The organism is Streptomyces sp. 35G-GA-8, assembly GCF_023534745.1.
Lineage (GTDB): Bacteria > Actinomycetota > Actinomycetes > Streptomycetales > Streptomycetaceae > Streptomyces.
In genome coordinates this window covers 27849-40208 of the sequence record NZ_JAMHJQ010000005.1, presented here as the reverse complement: position 1 = coordinate 40208, position 12360 = coordinate 27849, and the positions used below count along the sequence as shown (strand labels likewise).

The window sequence follows — 12360 nt, the reverse complement described above, 5'->3', positions numbered from 1 at the left end:
CGAGAAGCGCGGTTCACGGGGCCGCCTTAACCTGCCCCACATGGACATCAGCATTCACACGAGTTCGCTCCCGCACGACGACCCGGACGCGTCGCTCGCCTTCTACCGCGACGTTCTCGGCTTCGAGGTCCGCAGCGATGTCGGGCAGGGCAGGATGCGCTGGATCACGGTCGGCCCGGCCGGTCAGCCCGACACGTCCATCCTTCTGGCGCCGCCGGCCGCCGACCCGGGAATCACCGAGGACGAGCGCCGCACCATCGCCGAGATGATGGCCAAGGGCACCTATGGCTGGATCCTGCTGGCCACCAGGGATCTCGACGCCACGTTCGCGCGGGTGCAGGCCGGTGATGCCGAGGTCGTACAGGAGCCGACCGAGCAGCCGTACGGCATCCGCGACTGCGCCGTCCGCGACCCCGCGGGCAACCTGGTCCGCATCCAGGAGCTTCGCTGAGCCGTGCGGGTATCGGTGCGGCCGTGCGGGTCGGCATCTCGACCGTCAAGCCGGCGTTGTACAAGCGCCGGGGCCCGGCCAGGGGGCCTCGGCGTCCGCGCCGACGGCACCGGCCCCGTCGACGGCACCGTCTCGCACCGCATCGCCCTTGGCGGCACCGCCGGTCCCCTCACCGACTCGGACGGATTCGCCCGGCAGGCCGCCGTACGGCGACGCGGTAGCGACTGAGCGCTTCCAGGCTGTCCGGTGTGAACGGGTGCTGGAGCATGAACGGGTGGAGCTCGGTCTCCGGCAGCCAGCCGTGCCACATCACCTCGTCCGGATCCGGATCCGGAGGGGTGAGTACGACGGCCTCGTGAATGCCGAGCCAGTGCGGGCTGAGGCCGCTCCGGTTGAGGAACTTCACGACGAAACGGACGGGTGTCCGGACTCTCAGTTCCTCGGCCAATTCCCGGCCCGCGGCCTCCTCGTACGTCTCGCCGGCGGTGACGGCTCCGCCGACCATCGCTTCGTAGTGTCCCGGGAACCGTGGGACGTGCTCGGACCGACGATGCACAAGGATCCGCCCCTCGCCGTCCCGGCACACCGTCGCCGCGATCCGATGCAACCAGCCACGGCGGACAGCCTCGCTCCGTCCCACCACCGCCAGTACCCGGTCCTGTTCGTCAACACGCTCGACCAGTTCGTCTTCGTCCACGAGCCCACGATCCCAGACCTGGCCGGCCGGGTTCCCGTCTTCGAGGAGAGATCTCGGGCGCTTGGCTCCGACGTGGCGTCATGGTTTTCGATGGCGATACGCACCGCACAACCGCAGGGTGCGGGCGCATAATGGACTGAGGAGTCCAATCTGGGAGGTGCGATGAGCGGTGTGCTGACGGCGAAAGGGCAGGCCACCAGGGCTCGGATCATTGCGGGCGCTGCCGAGGTGCTGCGGGAGAAGGGGGCCACGTACACGACGCTGGACGATGTGCGAGCGCGCACCGGTACCAGCAAGAGCCAGTTGTTCCACTACTTCCCCGAGGGCAAGGATCAGTTGCTGCTCGCGGTCGCGCGCTTCGAGGCGGACCGGGTACTGGACGATCAGATGCCGTACCTGGGGTGCCTGGACTCCTGGGATGCCTGGGAGCAGTGGCGGGAGGTGGTCGTGAAGCGCTATGAGGAGCAGGGGGACCACTGCCCGCTGGGCTCACTGACCATGCAGGTCGGGCGCTCGACGCCGGGCGCGCGGGCCATCGTGGTGGAGCTGCTGCGCCAGTGGCAGGAGTATCTGGCTGTGGGCATCAGGGCGATGCGGGACGCCGGACGACTGCCGGCGTCGTTCGACGTCGACGAGAGTGCCGCGGCGCTGCTCGCGGGCATCCAGGGTGGCGTATCGATCATGCTGTCGACCGGCCGGTCGACGCATCTGCGAGCGGCGCTGGACAACGGTATCGGACATATGCGCGCGGCCGGAGAGGGCTGAGGCCGCCGCTCGGCACGGCCGCCCCGCGGGCCGTCGGGTTACCCGGTGGTGTGCGGAGCGGCCGCGTGGTTCGCCGAGCGCCGCGTGGCCCTGACGGTCCGTCGGCGGGGCGGCGTCCCGCGTCCGGGTCACACGTCGTAGGCCCCGCCGTCGATGTGCAGGGTCGTGCCGTTGAGGTAGCCGGCCGCCGGGGCGGCCAGGAAGGCGACCAGGTTGGCGTACTCGTCGGGCCCGGCGATACGGCCGACATCGTTGGGGGCGAGCGCCACCGTCTTCGGTTCGATCTCCGCCCATGTCTCTCCCCAGCCCTGGGCCCTGCCCATTCCGACCAGGAAGTCCTGTGTGGCGGGGGTGAGAATGCCTCCCGCCGCGACAGCGTTGGAGGTGACACCGGAGTGCTTGAGCTCGCGGGCGAGTGAGGCGGCGAGGTTGTTCCGGGCGGCGTTGGTGGCGGCGTAGTGCGGCTGGTTCGCCGACGGACGGTGGCCGGTGACGCTGCTGATCTGGATCACCCGTCCCCAGCCGCGCTCGCGCATACCCGGCAGAAGGCGCTGGACCATACGCACGCTGGAGATGACGTTGACGTTGTAGACCTCGGCCCAGGCGTCGGGCGGGGTGTCGCCCCACCGCGCCGCCGGATGGTAGACGCCGACGTTGTTGACGAGAATGTCGATGGGCCCGTCCTCGACGGCCGCGGCCCGGACTTCCTCGGCGCCGGTATCCGTGGCGAGGTCGCCGATGGCGATACCGGCGACACCACCGTCCTCGCGGATGGACTTGGCCACCGCCTCGGTCCGTGCCCGGTCCCGCCCATGCACCACGACAGCGGCGCCTTCGGCGGCCAGGCGCCGGGCGATCGCCTCGCCGAGGCCACTGCTCGATCCGGTGACCAGGGCCCGCTTGCCGACGAGTTGAAGATCCATTGTTCTGATTCCTTTCATGGGGATGAGACGCCTGGGGCGGGGAGCGCCGTCGGGGCGGACCGGGTCTCCGCCGGACAGTGCAGACCGTAGGTCGACAAAAATGGACTAGCAAGTCCAGAAAGCGGTCGGTTCGCAGGTGGCCCGAGCAGTCGGGAGCGCCTTCCGATAAGGGGTTATTAAAGGCATTGAACAAATTTGATTTACCTTTGGAGTGAAAAGTGGCATGTTCGACCCTTTCAGTGGTTTTGCCGATGTCACGTGAGTGAGGGTGGGCGGAGACCGGGGGCGCGCACGGACAGAAGCCGACGCCGGAGGCGCGGCGTCGAGCGATGACCAGAGGGGACCGAGGAAGTGCGGAAGGTGACTGATCGGACCGAGCTGGTGGCCGTGGTCAGGCCCGATGGGACCGTGGCGCTCTGGACCGAGGCCGCCGAACGCCTGTGGGGCACTCCCGCCGAAGAGGCACTGAGAAGGCCCGTCGGCGGATTGCTCTCCGGTGCGGACGTACCGGTGCCTCCCGGTACCCCAGGGGCCTCCGCGGAGTGGTCGGGGCCGGTCGAGCTCAGGCGACATGACGGCGGCAGCGGCAGCGGCAGCGGCGGCAAGGTCCACCTCCGCGTCTCCCCACTGCCCGTCGGGGAATCGGGGGGCGACTGGCAGGTCTGGGAGGCCGGTCCCGTCCAGCCGTCCGGGGCCTGGCCGGACCCGGCGATGCTGCGCACCCTGTACGGGCACGCTCCGCAGGGCGTGATCGTCTGGGACAGGGAACTGCGTTGCTACTGGAAGAACGGCGCGGTCGACGGCATGGGCCTCCTGGTCGACGGGCCTCACCTCGGGCGCCGGGTCGAGGAACTGTTCGTCCCGGGCCGCCCCGAATCGCTGGAGATCGCTCTGCGCCGAGTCCTTGACGGGGCGTCACCGTCGAGCAATCTCGAATGGGTGGTGCCCGACGCGACCGGGCGCGGGGAGAGAGTGCTGTCGCTCTCGCTCCTCCGCCTCGACGCCCCGGACAGCCGGGCGCCGGGCGTGTGCCTGATCGCCGTGGACGTCAGCGAGACGGCGGTGTGGCAGCGGCGGAATCTGCTCCTTGAGGCGGGTACGAGGATCGGCACCACGCTGGACGTCATGACCACCGCCCAGGAGATGGCGGACGCCGCGGTGCCCGCCGTCGCGGACTACGTCACCGTCGACCTGGCCGACACCTTCACCCCTGACGACGAGCCCCTTGACCGCCTCGAAGCGACCGACACCCGGATCCCCGCGTTCTACCGAGCGGCAGCCGCCTCCGTCCGCCCCGATCTGCCCGAATCCCTGTGGCCGCGCGGCGAACCGGTCTATGTCCCCCCGCAGTCCCCCTTCACGGCCGTCCTGCTGTCCGGCGCGCCCCACTTCGAACCGCTCCTCGACACATCCCCCGGAGGCTGGCTCGACAAGGACCCCGATCGGGCCCGGGTGATCCACGCGACGGGGATGCACTCGTTGATGGTCGTTCCCCTGCGGGTCTGCGGGACGCTGCTCGGCGTAGCGGTCTTCGTGCGCACGACGAACCCGGTGCCGTTCGCCAGAGCCGACCTGGCCCTGGCACAGGACCTGGCGGCGCGCACGGCGGTCAGCCTCGACCACGCCTCACGCTACCGCCGCGAGCACACGGCCGCCCTCGCCCTGCAACGTGATCTGCTGCCCCACAGGCTGCGCGGCGGTGTCGCGGTCGAGGTGGCGTCGCGCTATCTGCCGGCGGACCCCCGCAGTGGTGTCGGCGGCGACTGGTACGACGTGTTCCCGCTCTCCGGTGACCGCGTCGGGCTGGTGGTCGGCGATGTCGTCGGCCACGGCATCCACGCGGCGGCGACCATGGGGCGCATCCGTACCGCGGTCCACACGCTCACCAATCTGGAGTTGTCGCCCGATGTGTTGCTCGCGCGTCTGGACGAACTCGTCGACGAACTGGAGCGCGACCAGCTCGACGACGGACTGATCACGACCAGTGTGGGGGCCACCTGCGTATACGCGGTGTACGACCCGGCATCCCGGCGGTGCACCATGGCGAGCGCGGGGCATCTGCCGCCGGCGCTCGTCTCGCCCGGGGGCGGTGTCGAGTTCGCCGACGTGCCGACCGGGGCGCCCCTCGGCGTCGGACTGGGGTGCTACGAGTCGGTCGAGGTGGACGTGGCCGAGGGCAGTGTGATCGCGCTGTACACCGACGGGCTGGTCGAAACGCGCGAGGAGAGCATCGACCGCGGGCTGGACCGGCTGCGGGCCGCCCTCACCCTCCCGCGGACCACGCTGGAGGACCTCTGTGTCGAGGTGACCGACCGGATGACGAACGGGCAGCGCTCCGACGACGACATCGCGCTCCTGCTGGCCCGCACCCGCGCCCGTACGGGCGTTCTGGCACGAGACATGTCGTCCACCAAAGCGAAGCCGTCCACCAAAGCGAAGCACTCGACTGACGGCACTTGATCGAGGCGGTTGAGAACAGTCCCATGCACCGCTTTTCCCGTTCCCGCAGCCAGGCGTCCACCGACCCCGCGCGGGCGATCACACCGTCGGTGATTCTCCGGCACAGCCTCCTGGAACTCCTTCTGACCCTGCTCCTGCTGTTCGGAGTGACCACCATCGTGCGATGGGTGGTGGGGCCCTCGCCCATCTCCTCGGCGATCCCGTCGTTCGAAGTGCAACTGCTCATCGTCGGTGTGGCGGTGGGGGTGCTTCTCTGCGGGCTGATCGTCAGTCCGCTCGGCAGGGTCTCCGGAGGCCATATCAACCCCGCGATCACCCTGACCATGTGGCGCTTCCGGGTCTTTCCCGGTGTGTCGGTGGTGCCGTACATCCTGGCCCAACTGGCCGGGTCGCTGCTCGGCGTGCTGGCCGCCCGCGCCGTGTGGGGCCCGGTGACCGACAACCCTCCGGTGAGCGACGCCTCGCTGAGCCCCGCCCCGGGCTGGTCGAGCTGGGCCGTCTTCCCGGCGGAGGCGGCTTCCATGGCCGTCATCGTGCTGCTTGTCGGCTGGTTTCTGTCGGTGCCGAGACTGGCTCCCTTGATGCCTGCCGTGATCGGCCTTCTCGTCGGCCTGGGTATCGCCTTGCTCGGGCCGATCACCGGGGGTTGTATCAACCCCGCCCGCCAGTTCGGGCCGGCGCTTGTCTCGGGTCATCTGGGCTTTCTGTGGGTCTATCTCCTCGCTCCGATGGCCGGCGCCCTCCTGGCCACCGCGTTGCACAGGCGCCTGGCTCGTCAGCCGGTTCTGACCCACAGGCTCTGCGGCACGCACGCGGACGGCTCACCGCTGCGATGACCTCCGGGGCCGTCAGAGGGGGAGCCCGGCCGCGGTCATGGTGAGGTGCTTGGACGGGGCTCTGTTGCGGAGCTTGGCTAATGTTGTTAGCTTATTGGCTACTGAACAGAACCAAGGGGGTTCGCATCATGGTTGGGACCGCACACGCCACCCAGTTCCTCGCCGTCGACGGCGGCCGGATCGCCTACGACGACACCCGGGGCGACGGCCCGCTGGTGGTCTGCCTGCCCGGGATGGGCGACAACCGCTCCACCTACCGTTTCCTCGCCCCGGTCCTCGCCGAGCGTGGCTACCGGGTCGTCACCGCCGACCTGCGCGGCGCCGGCGAGTCCGATGCCACGTTCGCCGACTACTCCACCAGCGCGGTCGCCGCTGATCTGCGCGCCCTGGTCCGGCACCTGGACGCCGGGGCGGCCGTCGTGGTGGCCAACTCCTATTCCGCGGGCGCCGCCGTGATCGCGGCGGCCGACGAGGCATCGGCCTTCGCGGGCCTCGTCCTCACAGGCCCCTTCGTACGCGACCCGAAGAAGCAGGGCGCCGCGGTCCGGTTGGCCATCGCCGTCGTCGGGCGCTTCCCGCGCGCCTGGACGGCCTTCTGGGGAACGCTGTTCGCCAGTGCGAGGCCGGACGACTTCGCCGCGGCCCGCGCCCGGTTGCTCGGGCAGTTGCGCGAACCGGGGCGGATGGCCGCGCTGCGCGCCATGGCCGCGGGCGGGCACGGCGCGAGCGAACGACGGCTGGGCGAACTCGCCGCGGGCGGGCCGCCTGTGCGGATCGTGATGGGCGGCAAGGACCCGGACTTCAAGCCGGACCCGCGCGCCGAGGCGGACTGGATCGCCGAACGGACCGACGGGGACGTGGTGATGGTCGAAGGCTCGGGCCACTACCCGGCCGCCGAGAACCCTCGGGCCACCGCCGACGCGGTGCTGCCCTTCCTGGCAGGGGTCGCCGGTGCCGCGCAGTAGGACGGGGGCGGGCAAGTCCGGTGTCAGGGCGGGGCTGAGCCCGGCCGCGGTGGTGGACGCGGCGCTCGCCACGGTCGACGAACAGGGCCCGGCCGCGCTCACCCTCGCCGCCGTCGCCGCCCGTACCGGGGTCGCCGTGCCCTCCCTCTACAAGCATGTCAAGGGGCTGCCCGAGCTGCGGCTGATGCTGGTGAAGCGGGTGTTCGGGGAGCTGGCGGAGCGACTGCGGGACGCGGCGCTGGGGCGCAGCGGCGACGACGCGGTCGCCGCCGTGCTGCACGCGTATCGCGACTACGCCCGCGCGCACCCCGGGCGCTACGCGCTGCTGCCGCAGGGCGCGGGCCCGCAGGCGAGCGAACTCGGCGCCGAGGTCGTGGAGGTGATCTTCGCCGCGCTGCGCGGCTACGGCCTGGCCGATGCCGATCTGGTGCATGCCACCCGCTGCCTGCGTGCGGCGGCGCACGGCTTCGCCGCCCTGGAGACGGCCGGCGCCTTCGGCCTCCCGGACAGCGTCGACGCCTCCCACGACCACCTCGTCACCACGTTCACCTCGGGCCTCGCCACCGCCTTCCGTATCGGCGCCTGACGCGGCGCCGCCCGGCCCGTTCGCGTACCCCGAGCAGATCGCCCGCCGTCACCGGACGGTTCACAACGGGCCGCTCCGTGGCGGTGCGGGACGTTTCACCGGCCGACCGTGTCGATATGGGCTCCGTCGCCGGGGACGAGGAGGGCGAGGTGGCCCCCGTCGTCGAGCGGTGTCGGGACGGTGAGCGTGGTCAGTTGGGCCGCTCGCTCCGCGTCGAAGAGGTGGATCTCGCCGTGCCCGCCCCGGGAGACGGCGACCAGCGGGCCTCCCGGCGAGCCCGCGATCGCCCGGCGCTGGACACCGTCCCACGGTGTGCCGCCGCGACGAGGGGCCCCGCTCATCTCCGGCAGCGGGAGCCGCGCCGTGACAGACGGACGCTTGCCGGGTCCGGTCGGTGCCGCGAGCAGGACGAGTTCGTCGCCGTCGGGGTGGACGCGGGCGTAGGCGATATGGCCGGCGGTCACCGCCAGTCGGAAGACGAGGCCGGGGCCGAGGTCCAACCGGCCGGTGCTCTTGGTGTCGAGGTGGTGCCACCAGGCGTCGTTGGTCCAGTCCGGCCACTGCTCGGGATCGGCGGGCCCGCCCCGCACGCAGGACCACAGCGTCCGCCGGACGGGATCGAGCCGCAGATAGAAACCCCGTCCGCCGGTCCGGCCGTCGGCCTCCCAGGGCAGCGGTGGCTCGGCGACGAGCCGGTCGCCTTCCCGCCGGGCGCTGTGTACGCCTGAGCCCGCCGCGGCGAACAGCCGACCGGTGACCGGATCCAGCGCGTCCCCGTGTCCGTCGTCGTCCGGCAGGGGGAGGCGCTGAACGGCTTCCGCGGGCGGGCAGGCGGGGGCGGCGGCCATCAGGTCGCCGTGCCGGTGGACCGTCAGTTCGCCCGGTTCCCGGTGGCGCAGCACAACAAGCGGCTCCTGGCCGCCGACGACGGTGACTCCCGGCTCGCCGGTGCGTGTCCGTACGCGCACGGCGTCGGCGCGTCCGGGTGCGCCGAGGTCGACGGCCGTCAGCAGGTCGGTCCACGCCTCCCCGTTGCGCCCGAGACCGGTGGTGACGGCGAGGTACCGCCCGGTCGGGTCGGCCGACAGGTGTTCGGCCGGTGTGGCGACCGGCACCGAGGTCTCCAGCAAGGGGCGTCCCGCGTCGGGGCCGTAGGGATCGAGGACGAGCAACTCACCGGCCCGGTCGTCGACGAACGCGGTCCGGTCGCCGCGCAGTGCGAGGAAGCCGGCGTGCTCGGCGAGGTGCCGCCCGCTCATCGCCGTTCGTTCCGTGCCATCGGGAAGGTCCAACAGGGTTATTCGGCCTGCTACTTGGTCGGCGACCAGCAGGCGTGGGGGCAGGGGCATGGCGGTCTCCTGTGTCGAGGCGGCCGGGATCGGCGCGGTTGCTGCGGGGGCGGCTGGTGTGGGCGGTGACCCGGGGAAGTGGTGGATCAGTTATTGATAATGATTATCATGACTGCATCTTGGTCCGAAGGGGGAGCGCCGGGCCCCTGCCGAGACGCCTGCCCTGCCCCGGGACGACAGAACAGAGGAACCCATCCCATGCCACGCACACTGCTGAGAGCCCGTCGATGGGTCGCGACCGCCGTACTGGGAGGCCTGCTTGTCGGTTGCGGCTCCGGAGCCCCGGGCGGCGACGACTCCGCGGGCAAGGCCGAGAAGAGTGACACCGCACGCACGAGCGTCGACGTACGGCCTATCGAGAGGGCGACCAAAATCACCGATGCCAAGGGCGTCACCGTCTCCCTGGCGAAGCCCCCGGAGAAGGTCGTCTGCCTGGTGGCGCTCTGCGACGACATGCTCGTGGAACTGGGCATGACCCCGGCCGCCACCAACTCCGCGTTGCCGGCGCATCCGAAGTTCCTGGGCAAGGAGAAGGCGGCGAGGATACCGGTTGTGCCGGGCGGCTTCCTGAGCCCCGAGGTCGAGGCGATCCTCTCGTACGAGCCGGACCTGGTGATCGGTCTGGAGGACACCCACGGCAAGCTCGCGCCCGCGCTGAAGGGCGCCACCACCTTCTGGCCGGTTCAGCCCGGCTCCTGGCAGGACAGCGTCGGCTATCTGCGGAACCTGGCCGCCCTGACCGGGCGCACAGAGCAGGGGGAGAAGGCGGAGCGTACGTTCCGTACCCGCCTGGCCGAGGTGGAGAACGACAAGAGCGACAAGACCGCCCTGATCATCTTCGGCAGTGACGAGAACTTCGGCGTCGCGACCCCGGAGACCGATGTCGCGGCCGGGCTCTTCCCGAAGTTCTCCCACTATCCATGGAAGAGCCGCGGCGTGGACGGTACATACAGCCTGGAGGAAATCCTCGCCCGCGACGTCGACGTGCTGTTCGTCGAGACTCTCTCGTTCGGCGCCCCCGACGGCAAGCTGTCCGACAGGCTCGCCAAGAACCCGCTCTGGTCGCGGATTCCCGCTGTCAAGAACGGCAAGGTCATCGAGGTCGACTCCGAGGCGTGGGCCAAGGGGCGCGGAACCCGCTCCCTGGGCCTGGTCCTTGACGAGGCGACGGCCGCGCTCCGGTGACACGACGGCCGGTCGCGCTCGTCTGTCTGCTGACGGCGGCCCTGGCGAGCGCTGTGTGTGCCCTGTGTCTGGGAACGCCGTACGTGGCACCGACGCGGATCGCGGCGGCGCTGGGAGGAGACGGTCCTGAGGGTGTCATCGTCGGCCAACTGCGGTTGCCGCGGCTGGTGCTGGCGATGGTCGCCGGGGCCTGTCTGGGCGCCGCGGGGCTGGTGCTCCAGGAGGCGTTGAGCAACCCGCTCGCCGTCCCCGAGATGCTCGGCGTCTCCTCGGGCGCCGCGCTCGGGGTGGCGGCTCCGCTGGTGCTCGCCGTGTCCGTGCCGCTCGCCGTGGAGCCGTTCCTGGCTCTGGGCGGGGCGGCGCTCGGCGGGCTGCTGACCCTGGTCGCCGCGGGCCTCGGACGGGGCCCCTCGGCGGTGTTGCTGACCGGAGCCGCCGTCGCGGCGGCGCTCCAGGCGGGCCTGTTGGTGCTCATGGTGCTCGCCGACCAGCTCGACCTCCAGCTCATCTACCGCTATCTGCTGGGCAGTCTGTCCGCCCGGACCTGGGACGACGTCACGGGGCTCTGGCCGTGGCTCGTCGTGGCGCTCCCCGCGCTCGTGCTGTGTGTGCCGGTGCTCGGGGTGCTGCGGCTGGGGGACGACGACGCCCGCGCACTGGGCGTACGGGCCGGACGCGCCAGGGTGGCCGCGCTGGCCATCGCCGTCGTACTGATCGCTCCGGTCGTGGCGGTCTGCGGACCGGTGGCCTGGGTCGGCTTCCTCGCGCCCCAGCTGGCCGGACGGCTGCGGCCGGACGGTGACGCCGCGCGCCGTCTCGTCTGGTCGGCGGCGTGCGGTGCCGTCGTGGTGCTCTGCGCCGACCAGCCGGCGCGACTGGCCCTCGCTCCCGTCGAGACGCCGGTGGGCGCGTGGACCGCGCTGGTCGGGGTGCCCGTCGGGGTGGCCCTGATGAAGCCGGGGTGGCGACGCTCCCGGACCGGGGTACGCGCGGAACCCGTCGCGCGAAACGAGGCGGAGGCCGATCCGGTACGGGACGCCCCGCCCGCCCTCATACGGAAGGCGGAACGATGAGTGTGCCAGGGACCGTCGCGGCGCCGGTCCACCGCGCGGTACGGACCGGGCCCGCCAGGATCACGGCCCTCGCGCTGCTCGTCGTCGTGGTCGGCTGCGCCGATCTCGTCGCCGGGCGTGCCGTCTCGCTCGCCGATGCCCGGGACGTCCTGCTCGGCGGCGGCGACCCGATGGCCCGGCACATCGTGCTCCAGCTCAGGCTGCCCCGGCTGCTGGTGGCGCTGGTCGCGGGCGCGAGTCTCGGACTGGCCGGGCTGGTGCTCCAGTCGGCGTTGCGCAATCCGCTGGCCGGGCCCGAGGTCACCGGCGTCACCCCGGGCGCGGTGCTCGGCGCCGTGACCGCCACGGGGCTCGGCCTCGCCGGCTGGGAGTCCCCGGCGGCAGTGGTCGTGGCGGCGTGTCTCGGCGGCTTCGCCGGAGCGGGACTGCTCTGGCTGCTCGCCGGACGGGAGAGGGGCGATGCGGAGCAGACCGCGGTGTACGGCGTACTCGTCTCGGCGGTGCTCGCCGGATGCACCGCCATGGTGCTGCTGGTGGCGCCCGGCGAACTGGGCAGTGTCGTCCAGTGGCTGGTCGGCTCCACGGAGGGGCGGGTGTGGCAGCACTGGCACCTGTTGTGGCCCTGGGCCCTGGTGTGGGCGGCGGTGGCCTGGCTGCTCGCCGGACCGCTGACACTGCTGCGCTGCGGCGACGAACAGGCCGCGGCGGTCGGGCTCGACACCGGCCGGGGCCGGGCAGCGGCCCTGGTGTGCGCGGTGGCGCTGACGGCCGGTGCGGTGTCAGCGGTGGGGGCGCTCGGTTTCGTCGGGCTGCTCGTGCCGCATCTGGCGCTGGCCGTCTTCGGCGCCGAACTGCGGATCGCACTCCCGGGCGCGGGGCTGCTCGGGGCGGTCGTGGTGTGCGGGGCCGACGCCGGCGCGCAGACGCTGTCCCGGTCGCTGGCCGAGGCACTCGACTCGGACCGCTTCACCGTCCCGGTGGGCGCGCTCACCACCTGTGTCGGCGCGGGGCTGCTGTTGATCGTGGCCGGCCGACGTACGGACGAGCGATGAACGGCCGACGCGATGACC

Annotated in this window: 12 protein-coding genes; 9 read left to right on the top strand and 3 right to left on the bottom strand. The window is 71.7% G+C overall.

The features are described 5' to 3' along the window. Window positions 1-40 precede the first annotated feature (40 nt). Window positions 41-451 carry a VOC family protein gene (locus M1203_RS12255; RefSeq protein ID WP_249949654.1) on the top strand — a complete coding sequence of 137 codons (411 nt, stop codon included), beginning with the start codon at window positions 41-43 and terminating at the stop codon, window positions 449-451. Window positions 452-620: 169 nt separating this feature from the next. Here the strand turns inward: M1203_RS12255 and M1203_RS12245 are convergent, their stop codons facing one another. Continuing rightward, window positions 621-1148 carry an NUDIX hydrolase gene (locus tag M1203_RS12245; protein ID WP_249949653.1) on the bottom strand — a complete coding sequence of 176 codons (528 nt, stop codon included), beginning with the start codon at window positions 1146-1148 and terminating at the stop codon, window positions 621-623. 162 nt (window positions 1149-1310) lie between these two features. On the opposite strand from M1203_RS12245, the gene M1203_RS12240 reads away from it, so the two are divergent. Next, window positions 1311-1913: a TetR/AcrR family transcriptional regulator gene (locus M1203_RS12240; protein ID WP_249949652.1), complete on the top strand. Its 603-nt coding sequence runs from the start codon at window positions 1311-1313 to the stop codon at window positions 1911-1913. 128 nt (window positions 1914-2041) lie between these two features. Here M1203_RS12240 and M1203_RS12235 read toward each other — a convergent pair whose 3' ends face one another. Beyond that, entirely contained in the window at window positions 2042-2836 is a 795-nt protein-coding gene (locus M1203_RS12235) for an SDR family NAD(P)-dependent oxidoreductase (RefSeq protein ID WP_249949651.1), read from the bottom strand. A 360-nt stretch (window positions 2837-3196) separates the two neighbouring features. Between M1203_RS12235 and M1203_RS12230 the strand changes: the two genes are divergently transcribed. From M1203_RS12230 to M1203_RS12215, 4 genes are all read left to right on the top strand, one after another. Next, complete coding sequence (locus M1203_RS12230) at window positions 3197-5296, top strand: SpoIIE family protein phosphatase (RefSeq protein ID WP_249949650.1); 2100 nt, start codon at window positions 3197-3199, stop codon at window positions 5294-5296. Window positions 5297-5319: 23 nt separating this feature from the next. Further along, entirely contained in the window at window positions 5320-6132 is an 813-nt protein-coding gene (locus tag M1203_RS12225) for an MIP/aquaporin family protein (protein WP_249949649.1), read from the top strand. A gap of 128 nt (window positions 6133-6260) precedes the next feature. Continuing rightward, the gene (locus M1203_RS12220) at window positions 6261-7097 is read left to right on the top strand and encodes an alpha/beta fold hydrolase (protein WP_249949648.1); all 837 of its coding nucleotides are present in this window, start codon (window positions 6261-6263) and stop codon (window positions 7095-7097) included. After that, on the top strand, window positions 7084-7683 hold the full coding sequence (locus tag M1203_RS12215) for a TetR-like C-terminal domain-containing protein (protein WP_249949647.1): 600 nt from the start codon (window positions 7084-7086) through the stop codon (window positions 7681-7683). The genes M1203_RS12220 and M1203_RS12215 overlap by 14 nt, the downstream gene beginning before the upstream one ends. A gap of 95 nt (window positions 7684-7778) precedes the next feature. Here M1203_RS12215 and M1203_RS12210 read toward each other — a convergent pair whose 3' ends face one another. Beyond that, on the bottom strand, window positions 7779-9032 hold the full coding sequence (locus M1203_RS12210; RefSeq protein WP_249949646.1) for a hypothetical protein: 1254 nt from the start codon (window positions 9030-9032) through the stop codon (window positions 7779-7781). 198 nt (window positions 9033-9230) lie between these two features. On the opposite strand from M1203_RS12210, the gene M1203_RS12205 reads away from it, so the two are divergent. Genes M1203_RS12205 through M1203_RS12195 form a run of 3 tightly spaced genes read left to right on the top strand, consistent with a single transcriptional unit; the run spans window position 9231 to window position 12342 of the window. Then, window positions 9231-10217, top strand: coding sequence for an ABC transporter substrate-binding protein (locus M1203_RS12205; RefSeq protein WP_249949645.1), 987 nt, complete (start codon window positions 9231-9233; stop codon window positions 10215-10217). Further along, window positions 10214-11290, top strand: a complete 1077-nt coding sequence (locus M1203_RS12200; protein WP_249949644.1) for an iron ABC transporter permease — start codon at window positions 10214-10216, stop codon at window positions 11288-11290. Before M1203_RS12205 ends, M1203_RS12200 begins: the two co-directional genes overlap by 4 nt. Beyond that, window positions 11287-12342, top strand: coding sequence for an iron ABC transporter permease (locus tag M1203_RS12195; RefSeq protein ID WP_249949643.1), 1056 nt, complete (start codon window positions 11287-11289; stop codon window positions 12340-12342). The genes M1203_RS12200 and M1203_RS12195 overlap by 4 nt, the downstream gene beginning before the upstream one ends. Window positions 12343-12360: the final 18 nt, after the last annotated feature.